Here is a 20,072-nt window from a genome sequence, read left to right on the forward strand (position 1 = left end):
TTTCCAGGAGTTGCTAAGTCACCTTCGAAGAATACAAGCCAAGCTTCGACTTCAAAGTGTTCATATCGTCGCTGATTTTTCGGTCCACAATCTTGGCGTAAATCTGAGTCGTTTTAATACTTGTGTGACTAAGCATTTTTGAAACACTTTCTATTGGGACACCATTGGTCAGAGTTACTGTCGTTGCGAAAGTATGCCTAGCCAAATGAAATGTCAGATGCTTGTTGATCCGGCATAGCTCAGCAATCTCTTTGAGATAAGCGTTCGTTTTTTGATTTGACAAAACCGGAAGTAATCTGCCGAAACCACGCATTGCGGGTGATCGGAATATTTGTCCAGAATTTGAAGCGCCAGTGGCAACACAGGAATCCTGGATTGTGAATCCGTTTTCTGCCGGTTAACGACCAACCACATTTCTCCATTGACACCTTCAATGATCTGTTGACGTCTAAGCTTATAAACATCAATGTAAGCCAGGCCGGTAAAGCAGCAGAATAAAAACACATCCCGCACCTGGTTCAACCTTTCATTTTCTAAATCCTTTTGGGCAATGCTTTCCAGTTCGATTTCGGTTAGAGCAGATCGGTTTATATTTTGTCTGGTCATTTTGTAGTTACTGAAAGGATCTCTATCCGGCCAGCCATTCTTTACACAGATCATCACGATCTTCTTAAGGTTTGTCAGGTACTTCATAACCGTGTTGTGCGCACAAGACTTTTGACTTTTTAGCCAGAATTCGTACTCGGAAATGAATTCATAGTTTAATTTCTGAATATCCAGATCGTTTTTCCCGTACTTGTTTTTAATAAATTCTGAAGTATGATCGTAGCAGGTTTTGTACTTAGTTACCGTGCTTGCTGAAAACCCTTTACCGATCAATTGCTTGATTTTTTGATTGTGATCTGCAAAAACTTCAAGTATCATTTTGGAACGGGCTGACACACCGGAAAGAACATCACGAACATTTTCAGCAGAAAAATCCTCGCCCTTATCGACCAATCTTCGATGTATCTCGTAAACCTTGGCCTGAATCCCATCGAGATAAGCGTTGAATTCTCTGACATCTGATTTCATTCCAATCTTTCGGCATAAGACCTTGTTCCATTTTTCAGGGTCACATTTACGACCAATGGCCATTTCGGCACGGGTACCTGTAACAGAAATTTGGAGATAGACAGGAAGTTCTCCTTCTACATAGTTGACGCGCTTCTTTAAATAGAAGAGCAGATTAAAGTTTTTGCCTAGCATAACAATACGCTTTTTAAGTGAATAAAAATACGATTGCAGCGACCAGAAAATCAAGATTTTTATGAGGTAAACCAGCTGTAATATAGATAGTTACCTCTATTTTTGGTGAGCACTTTTCTCAACTTCATTTTGCTCACCGGAATGCTCCCCAAAGTTTGCGAAAATTTGAATATTTTGGTGTTTTTCGGGAAACAAAAAAGCCTGTAAATATTTAATTTACAGGCTTTTAACGTATTTTGATATTGTTTTTGGCGGTCTGGACGGGACTTAATTCGTAATTATTTATAAATCAATAAGTTAAGCTCTTTCAACTTCCTAGGAGAACCGAATTTTCTCCCTTAGATACTCATTCAAATTTTCTAAACAAAAATACGAAATTTTGATAAAATCAGAAAACATACCTGAAGTTTTAGTCTGGCTTTTAACAATAAACTTAGATATTCGAAGAGATCGAACCACTAGTCAACTACAGCTTATGGACAGCACTAGAAGTTGATGGATATGCTAACTTGCCAGACGGGCAATTAGTGATCCCGCTGGGATTATCATATAGGTCTAACTGTCTTATAAACAGCTCTCTTTCAATTCCAGGTCACCGAATAGGTTACCAGATGGAATGCTCGACTTTGGATTATTCTGATTCCATTTCAAATTTACGAATTCAGATCGCTACAAGCGAGTGATTAAGGAAGTTTTTACTTCATATTGGTTAACGAAACTGCGCTTCTTCCAAACCTTGTAACCAGATCCGTAGTGTCATATTTTTTAGCTAAACATTTGATATACAGCACAACTCATTTTTGATGACAAAAAATGTAGAAATATTTTGTGACCGCTAAATGTATTTGACGTCTCAGAAGAAAATTGGGTAAATCCGACACTGATTGTAGTTCATCAAAAACCATAAACCGCCCTCTGCTTGAAAATACTTTTCCGACCTGCTGGATCGGGCAATGTCTGTACAGCTGACATTAGTGTCAGGCGTATTAAGATTGTTGTCTTTTTATCTTACCTTCTTCTACTTATCGTTTCTGGCTGCAAGGAGCCTAAGGAAGTAAGCGCAGATAATCAAATCCTCTCATTTAGTCTTAATTCGGTATCAAGCGCTTCTGTATCAATAGATCACAGCAATGGCCTGATCAGCATCACGGTTCCATACGGTACAATTCTGGCTAATCTTACTGCCGAAATTCAACTCAGTGATATGGCGACAGTGGTACCCGAGGGTAGAATTTCTCAAAATTTTTCTAGACATATATTCTATACCGTGACTGCCGCAAACGGATCGAAAAAAGTTTACGAAGTTGTAGTAGTTTCCGGAAAACAGAGCAGTCCGGTGATCAGCAGCTTTTCCCGGGACACGGTCAGGGCAGGAGAGAAAATAACAGTGTTTGGGCTGGAATTTGGCAGTTTTGACCTTGGATTGAAGGTTTATTGTCTCGCGGAAAACAATCAGTCGGTCGCTGCCAGTTCGCATCTGATAGATTCTACGAAAATTGATGTAGGTATTCCTGCGGACCTCAAACCTGGCCTGTACACAATACGTGTTGTAAAAAACGGTCTCGAAGCAAAATCATCGAAAAAGCTGATGGTCCGGACTGCCGCCCCAACGATTTCAACCGTAAAATCCTTTAATGTTCTTCAGGGCGATAGTATCGTAGTCGCCGGTAATTACATTGATCCCGCTTCCTACGAATACAAGCTAAAAATGGCAGGTGAGCACAACAGCTATTTACTTGCGGCAGCTGCTAAGGAATCGGGAAAACTCTCATTTGTGCCGGCAAAAACAATCGTGCCTGGTAACTACACGATTTCACTGCTCAATGTCAATGAATCAATAACAGGATCAGTACTTGGTCAAGCAGTCCGTATTTACGACCGTGACCTGCCGTTTGTGAAATACACACAGTATACAGCTTCCGGCTATAAACCAGGCTCTGCTATTGTTTTCTCGGCTTTAAAATTTGATAAACTGTCCACCAGATTTTATCAATTGGAGCTTACCGCAGACGGTAAACAACACAATCAGAACGGGATTTATGATGGTAAACAGCTGAGTTTTGAGCTACCCTCTGCAATCAAAGCAGGTGCTTACAAAGCCAGAGTGTTATTCTTATCAGACAACGGCCAGCAGCTTTACGATGTAGCGCTGGATGATTTATTGAAAGTAGTTGAATAATTATCAGTGCAGATTAAAGATATGAAAAAACGATACTATTCTTTTTTGCTGAAAGGTGGATTATGCCTGCTTGTTTTACTGCTTTCGCAGGCCGCCCTGGCTCAGAACAAGCTTTTCATGAACCCTATCAAGTATACAGACAGGTTTTTGTCCGTGTACCAATCCAGTTGCATCACTGCGTCTACCATTCATTTATTTGTCAATAATGTCGAGATATATTCATCGAAAACTTTTTTTATTACATCGGATTACTGGTCCTTCGAAATAGAGTATGGACTGATGAAGCCAGGTGATGTTTTCAAGGTTACGGACGACTGCGGAAGTATCCCTTTTCAGCAAGTGGTTAAGGATGACTATGTGTATGTGGAAGCTCCCCCTGGTACCGGTCATCCAGGCAATGGAATAGGCCCTAATGATCAAACTCCCCCTTATTCAAAACTGTCCACGCCCGTTGCTATCGGGAAATGTGCACCAGTTAATATAGACTCGCATGGCCTGGTCAATTACTATATCTTCAGTCCTGAGACAAACGGAACCTTTTCCATCAATGGTGCACCCTTAACCAACGGCCCAACAGGTATTAATCCAGGTGGCTACGATATCAATTTCAATGGCTTTCCGGGCACACCAGCATATACGATAAACCCCAATGGATCCATAACCAGTAACACACCGTTAAAGCTGGAAAGCAACACGCACTTTTCAGGGCAGATACCCATTGTCCTTGAATACCAGCATGGAGGTATAAACCCGGGTAACGACCTTTCCTTTGGCTTCAAAGCCATGGCATTCAGAAATATCGGAAACGGAGGCGCTGATGTAGACAAGGCCGCCTTGGGAGGAGTTATAAATAAAATCCCTAAAACTGCAACGCCTTTATCCAAATACAAAATAACCTATGATGGCGTCTATTACCGGGCTTATATTGACAATGTTCTGGTTGAGGAATTGCGACGTTTCGTCGAATACAGTGCAAGCAGCGGCGTGCTTACACCCGGCTCAGCAGCGGGGCTGGACTACAGCACACCTGTTTCCTGGACCGGAATGAGCTCTGGTGACCAGTGGGTGAGCGTTCTGGTAGACGGCGTTTTATACACGCGTCAGTTATTTAAGGTAGCTGCCGATTTGGTAGTAAACCCGGTACCAACCCCTGTGGCGTGCAGCAGCGGAAACACAGGCAAAATTACTGTGAATGTCACCGGAGGGCTTGCCCCTCTGCAATATGCATTGGGAACCGGTGCATATGCTGCCAGTAATGTTTTTTCCGGCCTTGCCGCCGGGACTTATTCAGTCAAAGTCCGTGATGCTTCGGGCTGTGTGGCCACCGGCACGGCCACAATAGGAGCCTCTTCTGCTCTTTCCGTTTCAATAGCTTCCAAAACAGATGAAACCTGTGCAACGGCATCGAATGCCTCTGTTAAGCTACTGGCGGCAGGCGGAACCGGGCCTTACACTTATTCTGTGGATGGCGTGGCTTTTCAAAACAGCAATGAGTTCACCGGGCTGGCTTCCGGTCCATATGTATTCTCGGTAAAAGACGATAATGACTGTTTGGGAACGGTTAAAGATACGATCAGAACCAGCAGTAAACTCATCATCGGTGTACTGAGCAAGCAGAATGTGACTTGCTTTTCAGGTAACAACGGTGCTGTCAGTATAAGTACGGCCGGTTCTGTGGTGAGCGGGACGTTACAGTTTTCCGTAGACAACGGGGTTACATATCAAGCGTCAAGTACCTTTACCGGTCTTACCGCCGGGACTTATAAGGTAGTGGTCAAAGACAATGTGTGCTCGGCAAGCACGAATGTCACCATCAGTCAACCCACTGAACTGACTATTTCAGCCGTGCAAAAAGGTATTTCCTGTAATGCGCTCAGCGACGGCAGCATTGAAGCCCTTGGCAGCGGAGGCACAGGACCCTACCAGTATTCGATCAATGGCACCCTGTACGGGACATCCAATGTATTTGCCGGTCTTGCGGCAGGCAATTACAAAATATGGGTAAAGGATGCCAGTGGCTGCGTGAAAGAATCCGCCATTGTTGCACTCACCCAGCCGGCCACTGTTGCGCTTACCGTTTTCAGCAAAACAGACGTGAGCTGTTATGGAGCCAGCACCGGCTCACTGACCCTATCAGGTACAGGCGGAACCTTCCCCTACGGTTTTTCAAAAGACGGGACTACGTTTCAGACATCATCAACGTTTTCGAGTTTGCCGGCAGGTGCGCTTACCCTGACACTTAAAGATGCCAACGGCTGCAAAGCGACAGTGTCAGGTGAAATCCTGCAAGGTGCGGATATCATCGTAACTGCAAGCAACAGCGGCACGGTAAGCTGTTATGGCGGAAATAACGGACAGGTTACAGCCACGGCCAGTGGAGGAACAGGCCAACTGAAATATGCCATTGACGGAACCAACTTTATAACCGCATCTACATTCACCAGTCTGACTGCGGGCAGCTACCAGGTTACAGTGAGCGATATCAATGGCTGTAAAAAGGTTTCAGCCCCGGTAATTGTCGCCCAGGCAACACAAATTATCCCGTTAATCACAAAATCAGAAGTAAAATGTTTTTCAGGCAATGACGGAACGGTAACCGTTTCTGCAAGCGGAGGAACCGGTGCTTACAGCTATTCCAAAGACGCTGTCAACTTTCAGGCAACAGGGGCTTTTGCAGGCCTTGTCGCAGGTGACTATGTCTTCTCGGTGAAAGATGCCAACAGTTGTGTGAGAACGATTAACGCTTCCATCACCCAACCTACGGATCTGATCGTGAGCAGCACAGCGGGTAGTCAGGTGCTGTGTTACAATGGAAACAGCGGGATAGTTCAGGCCAGCTCGGCAGGTGGAACGAGCCCCTATCAGTATTCTGTTGACGGAACTGCCTATCAGACCGCTGCCAATTTTGGCTCTCTGGTCATCGGGACTTATAAAATATGGGTGAAGGATGCCAATGGCTGCGTGAAACAAACCAACACGGTCACGCTTACCCAACCTACTGATCTTCTGATCTCGGTTGCTTCGCAAACAGCAGTAAAATGTTACGGTGGTAATGACGGAAGTGTTCAGCTTGCCGCATCCGGTGGTGTATCCCCTTATGTGTACTCGAAAGACTCACTTTCTTATCAGCCATCCGCTGGCTTCTCAGGTTTAGGGGCAACTGCATTCCGTTTTCTTGTCAAAGATGCCAATGGCTGCAGCAAAGGCGTTACCGCCCAGGTCACCCAGCCGGGCCAGCCCTACAAAATATCGCTGGCCTCACAGACGAGCCTGACCTGTAACAGCGAAAATATCGGAAGGATTGAAGTGAAAAATGCAGGAGGAACCGCTCCGTACCAGGTTTCCCTGGACAATACCACTTTTCAGGGGTCAGAAGTATTCTCCGGGCTTGCAGCCGGTACGTATACCATCCATGGTAAGGACGCCAACAACTGTACTTTTACCATGCCTGTTGTGACGCTTACCCAGCCGACCGGTATCGTTGTAACGCTTCTGAGCAAAAAGGATGTTGACTGTGAATATTATACCAAAGGGGAGGCGCTGGTAGGGGCTCAGGGTTCAAACGGAAACTTCTCGTACACACTTGCCGGATCTGATTTTAAATTCAATACAATCAGTCCCGTTACAAATACCACAGGTCTGTTTGAAAACCTGATGGCCGGAGACTATACCGTTACGGCCCGTGACCAGTCAGGGTGCATCATGGATTATCCGGTGACCATTATTCCAAAGAGCACCAATATCCGTTATGATATCAGCAAGACCCTTCCTTCCAGCTGCACAAGTGAAGATGGAAGCATCAGCGTGATCAATGCCAGCGGCGGGCGTCCCCCGTATCAGTACAGCATCAGCTCACAAAACAGTTTCTTTGCCAACTCTACTTTCAGCGGCCTTTTGAACGGGACATATCTGGTGACCGTAGCCGATGAGCTCTGCTCTTATAAAAAGGAAGTAGACCTGCGTCTTCCAAACAGTATCAAGGCCGATTACAGCATTGACCCCGTCAGCTGCGCGACCCCGGTAGCCAACCTGACCGTGACAAACATCACTGGCGGAAACGGGAACTATCAGCTCTCACTGAACGGCGGCGGGTTTTCAGCCAACAGAAGTTTTGCCAACCTTCATCCCAACGTATACAATCTGGTGGTGCAGGATTCTCCTCTGAGCTGTAAAACAGCGATAGGCATCGAAATTAAAGAGCAAAACCGTGCGGATATGCAGATCGCCTCACGCCAGAACGTACTTTGCTATGGAGGTAACAGCGGCTCGATCACCATCAAGGGAGACAATAATATGGGGCCGTTTACCTATGCGATCAACAACAGTGCTTTCACCGCTGACGGAACTTTCTCTGGACTTACAATCGGGACTTACCGCTTGTATGTAAAAAACCGGATGGGCTGTCTGGACAGTCTTCGCACGACCCTTGTTGAGCCAACTAAACTGACCAGCAGCTTCACCAAAAAGGACAACGACTGCAACGGGGATAAAACCGGCGGGCTGGAATTGTTCGGAGATGGCGGGACACCGGCTTACGTTTTTTCAATTGATGGCAGCAGCTACGTGTCTTCGGGCAAATTCGAAACACTGCCTGCCAATAACTACAAGGCTTATGTGAAAGATGCCAACGGATGTGTCAGCACCCAGGATATCGCCGTGGTGCAGCCGCCTCTACTGACCATTGTACCCATGTATCAGGATACGGTCAGGTGTTTTGGCGAGTCGAACGGGATGATCAATGTGGTTGCCGGCGGCGGTACACCTGCTTATCAGTACTCAATCAACGGCACAGATTATTTGCCAGATTCCAAGTTTTCGAACCTTGCCGCAGGAACCTATCAGTTTTATGCAAAGGATGCCAAAGGCTGTCTGAAAACGGCCAGTATCTCACTTACACAGCCGCAACTGCTCGAACTCGCCTTTGCATCCAAACAGGATCCGCTTTGTTATGAAGGGAAAGACGGAAACATTAAGGTACTGGCAAAAGGAGGTAACGGGGGGAATGAGGCCGTCTCAAAAGTATTGAGGCGGTCTTTTCGGTTTTTTACCGAATTTGATTGATATATTTTTTCAGGAACGATGAAGTCGGGTTTTTTAGACCATTTTCTCGAAGAGACGCGATTTTCCGGGCATTTTAGGCCGCTTTCTTTCTTATATTTTGAGCTATTGCAATCAAACCCCACTCTATTGCAACTTTTTCGTTACCACGGAGCATAAATCTTCGGAACCGATGGTTCTCTTTGATGTTTCCGAAGATGGGCTCAACATCATGACATCGCTTCTTCCGATGGGCAATTCCATCTTCGCTGTTGAGTAGATTGTGAGCTTGCTTTTTTTGACGTTCTAGCTCCACGTTTACCTGAATAATTCTGTCGCCTTTTGACTTATGACAGGCTCCGTTTAATGGGCAAGCGTGACAATTCTTAGCCTGGTATTTTCTGGATGTTTGTATAAAGCCAGTGCTGGTTCTTCTGTGGCTATCACCGATATAATTCATTTGCTGACCCATGGGGCAGATATAGCAATCGCTCTTTTCATTGTAAAACAGCTTGTTTGCACTGAATGGATGCTTTTTGTTAAAGTTTGAGCTTTGCTGTTTGTCAAACATGCCATACTTCACATAAGCAGTAACCCCTTTGCTTTCTAGCAAGGTATAATTCTCTTGTGACCCATATCCAGCATCTGCTGTAACCGTTTTGGGGGCAACTCCAAAGCTTTTTTCATGCTGTGCGATATGATCCGTGAATGTAGTGGTGTCGGTCGGATTGGGGTGTATTGTATAATTGACGATGTATTGATTGGAGCTTGATATTTGCACGTTGAAGGCCGGTTTTAAGGTACCGTTGCGCATATGATCCTCCTTTAGTCTCATAAAGGTAGCGTCGGGATCCGTCTTACTGAAGCTGTTTCGATCTCCTAAAATTGCCTCCTGTGCTTCATAACGGGCAATATTAGTAGGATAGTTTTTGGTAACATAGTTAAGTTTTGCTTTTAACTTTTTGTCGATATTTTCCTTTTTGCCTAGTACTTCATTGAGCTTATTGACTGTGTCTTGTACCTTTTCTTTATCAATGGTAGTAAAATCAGGTGGATCTGGAAGATCATCTCCATCATTAAGACTCTGGGCATATTCCCAGATCTGGGTCAGCTGCTTCTTCATTTTCTCCTTATTGCTCAGGATCGCTTTTTTCCAGACAAAGGTGTATCGGTTGGCGTTGGCCTCGATTTTGGTGCCATCAGTATATACTTCCTCAATACTTAGAAGCCCTTCCTGAGCTAATAACAGGACCACTTCCTCGAATATACTTCGCAAAGCATCTTTCAATCGCACCCCTCTGAATCTGTTGATAGTGTTATGATCAGGGAAGTTCATGCCACTCACCCACATAAAGTAAACGCTCTCTTTACAGGCGGCCTCTAATTTCCTACTTGAATAAATATTGCTCACATAGCCGTAAACCAGCACCTTGAGTAGCATCTGAGGATGATAACTTGAAGTTCCTTTTGTTTGATACGCTGCATTAAGCGGTGCGATATTTATCCTGTTAATCACATCGTTGACAACACGAACAGGATGATCCTTTGGAACTAATTCTTCTAAACTTGGGGGGAGCAGCATAATCTGCTGCTGATCGTAACGCTTGAAAGTAGGCCGTTTTGATGACATATCTCCGTTATTTTCTATACCTAAAGATAAGAAAATCAAGCGAGTATGCAAAAGATTGTTTGCGTAAAAAATAGAAAATTTATACCTCTCAAAAAATAAAGAGACTGCCTTTTTGAGACAGCCTCAATAATACCGGTCAGTCCTCGGATCAGTTTATGGGACTTACTCAGTCAACCTACAACATTAATGTTGCTGATCGTAAAGGTTGCAGCGCCACCATGCCGTCGGTCGACCTTAAATGGCCTGCAAAAATAGAGTCTACTTTCTCAACGGTGATGCCTCTTTGTTTTTCTGACGCCAACGGAACAATCCATGTGGATGTTAAAGGAGGCACACCGGGTTACAAAGCTCTATTGGCCGGTCAGACGCTGAGCCCGGTAAATAGCAGGTTTACCTTTGAAAAATTGATAGCGGGGACTTACCCGGTGGATATCAAAGACCAGAACGGCTGTGTTGACAAGCTGAGTATTCTGCTGGAGCAGCCCACGGCGCTTAGCGGTACATTTACAGCGACCAATAATAAATGCTTTGGTGATCAGACAGGCCGTATTGAAGTAAGTGGCTCAGGCGCCACACCTCAATATGTATATTCCATAGAAGATCGGGCATTCACCGAAAGTGGTAGTTTTACCAATCTCACAGCAAACGATTACCAGATCAGGATAAAAGATGCCAAAGGCTGTGTTCTGAGTAAAGCTGTAACCCTGGTTCAACCAACCCAGATAAGTTTATTAGCCATGAACCTGGACACGGTGCGGTGCTACGGCGAGAAAAACGGTAGTATCCGTATTCTGGCGAAAGGGGGTACGCCCGGTTACACCTATTCTCAGGACGCGCTTCAATATTACAGCGACAGCACGTTTACCAACCTTGCTGCCGGATCTTACCGCTTCCGGGTGAAGGATGCAAACTCCTGTGAACAGACTACCACCCTGACGATCACCCAGCCTGAACTTCTTGATCTGAGCCTGGTACAAAAAACAGATCCGCTCTGTGCAGGAGACCAGAACGGCCGGATTAATTTGAAAGCCGCAGGTGGAAATGGCGGTTATGTTTACTGGAAAGACAATGCCTCCCAGCAAAAGACAAATGTTTTCGAAGGACTAACCCAGTCTGAATATGCCTTCAAGGTGGTCGACCGCAAAGGTTGTGAAGATGACGTAGAAGCGGTCCGGCTGGTGTGGCCTAAACCGCTGCAAAGCCAGTTGAGCTGGAAGTCGCCCTTGTGTGCAGGGGAGAACAGCGCCAGTGTGGCACTTGCGCTGTCAGGAGGAACTGCCCCTTATGCCGTGGTCGCTCCCACCATCTCAGCAAAGCCTGTTGTGGACAACGATGTATGGCATTATAATGGCCTTGCACCCGGAAGGTATATCCTGAATGCTATAGATGCCAACGGGTGTATTTCCTTTGCCATGGCCGATATTGCCGCATCCGAAAAGATCAATGCAGTTGTTTTCCCTGCATCCGAACCCGTTTGTAAAGGGCAGGAAGTGATCCTGGATGCGGGCAACCCTGGTATGCAGGTGCAGTGGTTTTATAAGGATATAGAAATCCCAGGTTCTCGTAATGGTCAAAAGCTTACAGCAGTCGAGCCTGGAACTTACAGAGTGTTGATCACCACCAAAACGGGGTGCACAACAAGTAAGGAATATACGCTCTTAAACAGCACCAATGCCCTGAAGGCAGATTTTCTGATGACTGTTCAGGCTTTTGTGGGTGATACGATTACGGCTCTCGATATCTCCCGGCCTACACCTGATCAGATCACCTGGGAGCTACCTGCACAGGCGCAAACGATTACCAAACAGCATGATAAAGTTGCCTACGCAATCATTGAAGATGGGACTTACAACATTAAGATGACCGCCAGGAAAGGGGACTGTATCAATACTGTGACCCGGCAGATCAAGATTTTCAATAAGGAAGATATAGACAAAACCGATTCCAGCCTGCATTATCAGGACCTGAACCTGATCCAGGAAATGGTCGTATACCCCAATCCGAACTTTGGGAAGTTTACAGTCACGGTAAAGCTTACCAAAACAACGGATGTGGTGATGACCATGGCCAGCTCCACCACTAACAAGGTGGTATTGAGAGAAGAGAAGAAGGGGCTGAAGGAATATGTTTTCGAGGTAGACCTGAAGAATTTCGTGCAGGAGGTGTATCTGATCACCATTCAGGCAGGCAAGGCTGTGCTCTATAAACGGGTACTGCTGATGAATTAGGGGTTGAAGGAGGAAAGGGAAGGAAGGAGGAAGGAAAATGGAGGATGGGACTGGGCATGAAGGCATTTGAAGACAGCTGTTGCGAGTTCCAAAAATCTTATTGGTAAAGAAAATTAATATTAGGTCTATGCATAAAATTTTACAAACCCTGCTGCTTTTGTCGCTGCCGGTGCTCCTGGTGGCTCAGGACCTGGAAAAAATAAAAGACCTGAAAAATGTTTCAGCAAAAGATGCTCTAAAAAAAGGCATCAAGGTTTCTGGTATGGCAGGGGCCAATTTCGTGTATTACAGTGCAAATGGTATAGAAGGACGTAACATACCCTTTAACACGCTTTTTACAGGTAATCTGAACGTGGATCTTTTTGGCAAGATCAAAATGCCGGTCATGTTCAGCCTGTCCAACCAGAACATCAACTGGTCGCATCCCTTCGATAAAAAACACCAGTTTATGCAGCCCTTCAACCGGTTCGTCTTCAAACCCACCTACAAAGGGTTTACACTTCATGCCGGGGTGGTATCGCTGAACTTTTCGCCATTCACGCTGGCCGGACACCGTTACGACGGGATAGGGCTGGAATACAAGCCAAAAGAAAAACCGTTTTATTTTGGGTTGATGCTGGGAAATCTTCGCCGGGCAGTGCGGGTTGACAGCAGCTTTGAAACCTCCGATGCGTCTTTCCGAAATAATATACCCTCCTACAAAAGACAAGGAATGGGATTCCAGGTGGGATACAGAAAGAAGGAAGACAAGGCTGAAATTATCTTTTTCACAGCAAAAGACTTGCTGACTTCGTTGCCTTACACACTCGATGCTTATCACATTGCACCGGAACAGAATGCGGTTGTTTCGCTGAAAGGGGCCAAAGTATTACAGAAGAAATGGGTACTGGACGCCGAAATTGCCGTGTCCGGTCTGAGCCAGGACATCAGGGCCCAAGGTGAGGGGATATCATCCAGTTTATTCAACAGCTACTTTGGTACACTGACTCCAAAGAGTTCAACCGATTATAAAAAGGCCATAAAAAGCGGACTTACTTACCGGGGCAAAGGCTTTAATGCAGGACTGGAATACAGCAGGATTGATCCTGGTTACCGCACGCTGGGAGCCTACTATTTCGCCAATGACCTGCAAACCTATTCCGGAAAACTCGCCAGTCAGTTTTTACAAGGTAAACTTAATGTGAGCACCAACATCGGCTTACAGCAGGATAATGTCCAGAAGCAAAAACTGAAAACATTGAAACGCTGGGTGGGTGCAGCCAATGTGACCTACGTACCGGCAGAGTGGGCACAGCTGATGCTGAGCTATTCTAATTTTACAAGCTTTTCGAATCTGCGGCCCGTGTATGACTACCTCAAACAGGTAACGCCTTATCAGGTACTGGACACACTCAACTTCCGTCAGATCAACCAGAATATTCAGGGAGGGGTAACGATCTCCCTGCCAACTAAAAACAAGGCAATCACCCAAAACCTGGGGCTCAACATCGTCATGCAGCGGGGCAGTGACCAGCAGGGAAGCCAGCAGATTAAAAACAACCTGAGCAACACCTCACTGGATTATAGCTACGGTATCAAACCATTCAAGCTCAACACAACACTCTCCGTTTATTATAGCAAAAGTGACATCGCCGGTATCAGGGGCACGCAGTGGGGGCCGTCACTGGGTATTTCCAAAGGCTTTGGAAGTGAAACCGGCGTGCAGTGGAAAACCCAGGCCAATGTAACCTATACCTCGGGTAAAATGACCGATGAGCTCCCGCGGGATGTCGTTCAAAAAATGCTCAACGCCAGGGCAGGCGTAAGTGCGGGACTCACCAAACAACTCAATCTGAACACCAACATTATCTACCTCAACCGCAGCAATGTGAGCACCGAAAGATCCATTCCTTCTTTCAATGAATTCACCGCTACGCTGGGGCTGGTTTATACTTTTTCGGTTTTATGAACTTGCAGAAACCTGGTTCGTTCAAAAAAAGGGCTCAATACACACAGGATAACCTGATATACAAATTTTAAAATGAGAAAATTATTACGCTTCATCAGTTGTTTTGCCGTTACTTTTTTAGGCTGTGTACAATGTGTTTTAGCTGGCTTGCCACTGGAGATGCCTGCTTTACATTCTGACAGAAATACGGCTGCCTATGATTTGCTGCCCGTTGCCACGCAGCCTTCCAGGCAGGCAATTGATGCCGCAATAACGGAGGCTACTTCGCAGCATCGCATCATCAAAGTAGGAAACAGTGGGTTAAATATTCCTGAGGCGATGAAAGAGATCACAAGCCTGCCTGTGATTTTCAGGGTAACCGTTCAGCAGCATGCTTATGATATAACGGTGATGTCGATGTCATTTCTGCCCGACGGTGCTTCGCTGGTTGTTGGGTGCCGTTTTAATCTGCCCGGCTCACAGACCAATCTGTATTTTGGCTCCTCGGATATAGCAGTTTCTGGTAAAAGCGGTTTTCGTGGAGATCTGCCAATATTAGGAGAGAGCAATGATGGAATTTCTGAATTCAGTATACCCGGCTTTAACGATAAACTGCTCATGGGCCTGGCAGCAGATTCCAAAATGCAGTTTTCCTGCGGTGCTTTCCAGGGTTTTTCCCTTTCAGGTTTTGTGAAAGCGAAAAATCTTGTTCAGACAGAAACTGCTGATGGGAGCTTGTCTGAGGATAGTATGCCCTTGCTGACTTTTGAAAAGCAAATGGCTACCGACTGGAAAGACCTTTTCATCAGTGCCAAAGTATCGTCCGGTTTCCATGCCACCAATTATCCTGATCTGGGTTTTCATTTTGGTAATAACGATCTGGCAACGATTGATCTGAGTAATCTGCGCAACCCTGAGAACCTTCCATCTTGTGCCCAGGTATCGGCAGAGAGCTGGCAGGGAGTCGCTTTCCCGAGCTTTAAGTTTCGCTTGCCCCGCTTTTTCAAACTGCGGTCTGGTGCTGCTCTTGCGATGGCGCCCGGGAAAAACTTGTTTATGGATGCGTCGGGTTTGTTAGGTGAAGCGGTGGCAGAAAATGTGTATACGCTCAAGGAAGGGTATACCGATGAGATCAATAAATATGATATGTCGCTTAGTAAGCTGACGGCTACTTTTTCCTGTAACGGTCAGGTAACCGTTTCGATGCTCGGAGAAATCGGTTTGCCATGGTGTGGTACGACGCCTTCCAAATCGGACTTGCCACTGCTGAGATATAGCTTCCGGTATGCCAATGAGCGCTACGAGATATTTGTGAAGGATACCGAAAAGGGGAGTTTTAGTTCAAACAAATATGCGCTTTCAACGGGATCTGAACTTATTTTCAGTGTTAAAAACAGCGAACTGCTGGTCAACGCCATCCTTGCCGAAAAGCCTGCTGTGGCGACCAGCGTTTACAGCCAGAGTATCTGTAAAGATTTTCCAGTTACCCTCACCGCGTCCGGATGTACAGGCAAACAGCTGATCTGGAATACGGGCGCTGCAGGAGCCAGTTTAACGGTCAAGCCATTGGTGAGTACGGCGTATACCGTGAAGTGTCAGGATAATTACTGTATTGCCGCGGTTTCCGACAGCCTGAAAATTACGGTTTATGAATCACTTCCAAAGCCTACCCTTACAGCGGAAAGAGATGCATTTTGTGAAAACGAAAACACCATACTCCTTACAGACCAGTGTGTGGGACAAATCGAATGGAAAACACCTGGAAGTGGAAGTTTTGTACAAACAGGAAATGATGGCAGAAGCCAGCATGTAAATTTCCAGGTAAACCAGTCTACCAGCTATGCCTATGCCGTGCGCTGTAACCTGAACGGGTGTTTAAGTCCCGAAACGGTAAAGAACGTTACCGTTCACCCCGAACCCAATGCTCCGTTGCTTTTATCTGACGCGGTCAACAATACCGTCGACAGAAACAATAGGGTTAATCTGAGTGGTAACTGTGCAACGGGTGAACGTCTGATCTGGCAGGATCTACCTGCGACATCTCTGGCTCTGACCAACACATCGACCTATCATGCCATCTGTCGTAATGATGCAACAGGTTGCCAGGGAGCGGTGGCGTCCATCACCGTTAATGTACTGTATTTCCCTCCCGGTGCTCCGTCGAATCTGGCGTTTGCAGGGGCAACAGCCAGCAGTCTGAACCTGCACTGGCAGGACAATGCCAACAATGAAGATGGTTTTATCATTCTTCGTTCCACTTCTTCGTCCTTCTCCAACGCGCAACAGGTGGGAACGGTAGCCGCAAATACGACTTCTTTCCATGATAGTAATCTGTCGGAAGCAGTAACCTATTACTATCAGGTGATTGCCCATAACCGGTATGACAGAGGGTATTCCGACTGGGCATCAGCTGCAACTGCGATCATGCTAAAAGCGGCGACCCCGCAACTTAGGGCAGACAAAAATTCTGTAAAGCCTGGCGAAAACACAGTGGTCTATGCCGACGGGTGTGACGGAACGGTAACCTGGTCAACCGGTGCAACCGGCAATTCAATCTGGACGGGAGCGGGAGAATACTGGGCGGTCTGTAAAAAAGATGGTTTCCGTGATAGCGAGGCCGCAACGATCAGAATTGACCAGGAAAATACCCCAACCGAACTGCCCCAGGCTTCCCGGCCCACGATGCGGGCCGATAAAAATCCTGTAAGACCCGGGGAAAACACCGTGGTCTATGCCGACGGATGTGACGGAACGGTAACCTGGTCGACCGGCGCAACGGGAAATACGATCTGGACAGGAGCCGGTGAATATTGGGCAGTCTGTAAAAAGGAAGGATTCCGAGATAGTGAAGCCGCAACGATCAGAATTGACCAGGACAACACCCCAGCCGAACTGCCACAGGCTTCCCGGCCCACGATGCGAGCCGACCGGAATCCTGTAAAGCAAGGCGAAAACACGGTGGTCTATGCCGATGGATGTGACGGAACGGTAACCTGGTCGACCGGCGCAACCGGCAATTCAATCTGGACAGGAGCGGGAGAATATTGGGCGGTTTGTAAAAAAGATGGTTTCCGTGAAAGTGAAGCCGCAACGATCAGAATTGACCAGGACAACACCCCAGCCGAACTGCCCCAGGCTTCCCGGCCCACGATGCGAGCCGACCGGAATCCTGTAAGACCCGGCGAAAACACGGTGGTCTATGCCGACGGATGTGACGGAACGGTAACTTGGTCGACCAGCGCAACGGGCAATTCAATTTGGACGGGAGCGGGAGAATACTGGGCGGTTTGCAAGAAAGAAGGATTCCGTGACAGCGAGGCCGCAACGATCAGGATTGACCAGGACAATACCCCAACCGAGCTGCCACAGGCCTCCCGGCCCACGATGCGGGCAGACCGGAATCCTGTAAGACCCGGGGAAAACACGGTGGTCTATGCCGACGGATGTGACGGAACGGTAACTTGGTCGACCAGCGCAACGGGCAATTCAATTTGGACGGGAGCAGGAGAATACTGGGCGGTTTGCAAGAAAGAAGGATTCCGTGACAGCGAGGCCGCAACGATCAGGATTGACCAGGACAATACCCCAACCGAGCTGCCACAGGCCTCCCGGCCCACGATGCGGGCAGACCGGAATCCTGTAAGACCCGGGGAAAACACGGTGGTCTATGCCGACGGATGTGACGGAACGGTAACCTGGTCGACCAGCGCAACGGGCAATACGATCTGGACAGGAGCCGGAGAATACTGGGCGGTTTGCAAGAAAGAAGGATTCCGTGACAGTGAGGCCGCAACGATCAGGATTGACCAGGAAAACGCCCCAGCCGAACTGCCACAGGCTTCCCGGCCCACGATGCGAGCCGACCGGAATCCTGTAAAGCAAGGCGAAAACACGGTGGTCTATGCCGATGGATGTGACGGAACGGTAACCTGGTCGACCGGCGCAACCGGCAATTCAATCTGGACAGGAGCGGGAGAATATTGGGCGGTTTGTAAAAAGGATGGATTCCGTGACAGTGAGGCCGCAACGATCAGAATTGACCAGGAAAATACCCCAACCGAACTGCCCCAGGCCTCCCGGCCCACGATGCGGGCCGATAAAAATCCTGTAAAGCCTGGCGAAAACACGGTGGTGTATGCCGACGGGTGTGACGGAACGGTAACCTGGTCAACCGGTGCAACCGGAAATTCAATCTGGACAGGAGCGGGAGAATACTGGGCGGTTTGCAAGAAAGAAGGATTCCGTGACAGCGAGGCCGCAACGATCAGGATTGACCAGGACAATACCCCAACCGAGCTGCCACAGGCCTCCCGGCCCACGATGCGAGCCGACCGGAATCCTGTAAAGCAAGGCGAAAACACGGTGGTCTATGCCGATGGATGTGACGGAACGGTAACCTGGTCGACCGGCGCAACCGGCAATTCAATCTGGACAGGAGCGGGAGAATATTGGGCGGTTTGTAAAAAAGATGGTTTCCGCGATAGTGAATCCGCAACGATCAGAATTGACCAGGACAATACCCCAACCGAGCTGCCACAGGCCTCCCGGCCCACGATGCGGGCCGACCGGAATCCTGTGAAGCAAGGAGAAAACACGGTGGTCTATGCCGACGGATGTGACGGAACGGTAACCTGGTCAACCGGTGCAACCGGAAATTCAATCTGGACAGGAGCCGGAGAATATTGGGCGGTTTGTAAAAAGGATGGATTCCGGGACAGCGAGGCCGCAACGATCAGGATTGACCAGGAAAACGCCCCCTGCAATCCTCCCTCCACCCCTTACATTGCTGTGGATGACATCACGCATAATCTTTCAGAACTAACCTTTTTGACGGCTAAGGGATGTGCGGATGGGGTAATTGTATGGAGCGACGGAACCGTGGGAAACAGGCTGCTTGTCAGTCACGGAGGTGATTATACCGCCACCTGTACCGTCCGAAATGAGTGTGGACAAGCCGAGGCAAGTGCCACCGGGCATGTAACGACGATAACGCCATGCCTGCTGATGCGCCCGGTGTTTTCGATCAACGGCTCTTCTGTCTTCGGAGGTAGTTTTGATATGAAGGAAGGGGCCACGGTTCATGTGGATGCGTCCTGCTTAATGGGCCAGCTTCAATGGTCGGAAAGCGGATCGGGAGATTATACTCCTCGTGAAAACTTCACATTTAATGCCACATGTACCTCTGGCGACGGTTGTAGCAAATCTGCGAGTTTATCCATCCATGTTGAGAAGTGTAATCTGGCCGCACCAGTCATCACCGGCCCCAGCGAGGTTTGGAAAGGTGAACAATTTACGCTGAATGCCTCCGGATGTTCTGAGGGAAGCACGTTCCGCTGGTCACCTGCAGGCTCTTCGGCCGCTAGTAATACCAGGATTGGAGCAGGTTTTTCCGAAATTACGACGGCCATCAATTCAGATACCCGATTTTCAGTAACCTGTGAGTGGTTGTCGTGTGTGAGCGCGCCCGGATACCACACCGTGAATGTGTTAACAATTCCGCCACAACCTGAACCTCCAACGGATCCCTGTGCCGGCAAAGACACCAGTCCCCGATGGATGACTGTGCCCGGTGGTTGCGCCCAGGGTGCGGGGGTGCTTAGCCGGGATGAAAACAACTGCTCTCCGACCTACAATCAGACGCGGTGCTGCAAGGAGTATATGTTTTATGGATCCCGTTCCAGAGAGATAAAAGCACAAATAACCTATATGGATTGCAACGGAGATGAGAAGACAATTTCGATCAATTCCGGGTCCTCAATCAAGGTCATGGCGATGGAAGGCCATGCCGAGTGCGTTGGTTGCAGTAACGCGGCAAATTGATTT

The 20,072-nt window shown here is 47.5% G+C and carries 8 protein-coding genes; 5 read left to right on the forward strand and 3 right to left on the reverse strand.

The window, feature by feature from the left end; genetic code table 11:
* Positions 1-13: 13 nt before the first annotated feature.
* Positions 14-313, reverse strand: a complete 300-nt coding sequence (locus DYADSP32_RS01490; RefSeq protein ID WP_414617427.1) for a site-specific integrase — start codon at positions 311-313, stop codon at positions 14-16.
* A complete protein-coding gene (locus DYADSP32_RS01495) occupies positions 214-1,248 on the reverse strand; it encodes a phage integrase SAM-like domain-containing protein (RefSeq protein ID WP_414617428.1) in 1,035 nt (344 codons plus the stop codon). Before DYADSP32_RS01495 ends, DYADSP32_RS01490 begins: the two co-directional genes overlap by 100 nt.
* A gap of 919 nt (positions 1,249-2,167) precedes the next feature.
* Between DYADSP32_RS01495 and DYADSP32_RS01500 the strand changes: the two genes are divergently transcribed.
* The gene (locus tag DYADSP32_RS01500) at positions 2,168-3,427 is read left to right on the forward strand and encodes a hypothetical protein (protein WP_149244351.1); all 1,260 of its coding nucleotides are present in this window, start codon (positions 2,168-2,170) and stop codon (positions 3,425-3,427) included.
* A 21-nt stretch (positions 3,428-3,448) separates the two neighbouring features.
* A complete protein-coding gene (locus DYADSP32_RS01505; RefSeq protein ID WP_149244350.1) occupies positions 3,449-8,488 on the forward strand; it encodes a SprB repeat-containing protein in 5,040 nt (1,679 codons plus the stop codon).
* Positions 8,489-8,561: 73 nt separating this feature from the next.
* Here DYADSP32_RS01505 and DYADSP32_RS01510 read toward each other — a convergent pair whose 3' ends face one another.
* Complete coding sequence (locus DYADSP32_RS01510) at positions 8,562-10,094, reverse strand: IS1182 family transposase (protein WP_149239755.1); 1,533 nt, start codon at positions 10,092-10,094, stop codon at positions 8,562-8,564.
* Between the two features lie 155 nt (positions 10,095-10,249).
* Here DYADSP32_RS01510 and DYADSP32_RS01515 point away from each other — a divergent pair, with 155 nt between their 5' ends.
* The 3 genes from DYADSP32_RS01515 (at position 10,250) to DYADSP32_RS01525 (ending at position 20,069) form a co-directional block, all read left to right on the forward strand.
* Positions 10,250-12,322: a SprB repeat-containing protein gene (locus DYADSP32_RS01515; protein WP_149244349.1), complete on the forward strand. Its 2,073-nt coding sequence runs from the start codon at positions 10,250-10,252 to the stop codon at positions 12,320-12,322.
* A gap of 127 nt (positions 12,323-12,449) precedes the next feature.
* A complete protein-coding gene (locus tag DYADSP32_RS01520) occupies positions 12,450-14,270 on the forward strand; it encodes a hypothetical protein (protein WP_149244348.1) in 1,821 nt (606 codons plus the stop codon).
* Between the two features lie 72 nt (positions 14,271-14,342).
* Positions 14,343-20,069, forward strand: coding sequence for a fibronectin type III domain-containing protein (locus tag DYADSP32_RS01525; protein ID WP_149244347.1), 5,727 nt, complete (start codon positions 14,343-14,345; stop codon positions 20,067-20,069).
* Positions 20,070-20,072 lie beyond the last annotated feature (3 nt).

Origin of the sequence: Dyadobacter sp. 32, from assembly GCF_902506755.1 — a bacterium.
Taxonomy (GTDB): Bacteria; Bacteroidota; Bacteroidia; order Cytophagales; family Spirosomataceae; genus Dyadobacter.

Bases quoted from the DNA above. Each gene is read 5' to 3' on its own strand.
- DYADSP32_RS01490 (WP_414617427.1), bottom strand. From the start codon at position 313: ATGCGTGGTTTCGGCAGATTACTTCCGGTTTTGTCAAATCAAAAAACG.
- DYADSP32_RS01495 (WP_414617428.1), bottom strand. From the start codon at position 1,248: ATGCTAGGCAAAAACTTTAATCTGCTCTTCTATTTAAAGAAGCGCGTC.
- DYADSP32_RS01505 (WP_149244350.1), top strand. From the start codon at position 3,449: ATGAAAAAACGATACTATTCTTTTTTGCTGAAAGGTGGATTATGCCTG.
- DYADSP32_RS01510 (WP_149239755.1), bottom strand. From the start codon at position 10,094: ATGTCATCAAAACGGCCTACTTTCAAGCGTTACGATCAGCAGCAGATT.
- DYADSP32_RS01515 (WP_149244349.1), top strand. From the start codon at position 10,250: ATGGGACTTACTCAGTCAACCTACAACATTAATGTTGCTGATCGTAAA.
- DYADSP32_RS01520 (WP_149244348.1), top strand. From the start codon at position 12,450: ATGCATAAAATTTTACAAACCCTGCTGCTTTTGTCGCTGCCGGTGCTC.
- DYADSP32_RS01525 (WP_149244347.1), top strand. From the start codon at position 14,343: ATGAGAAAATTATTACGCTTCATCAGTTGTTTTGCCGTTACTTTTTTA.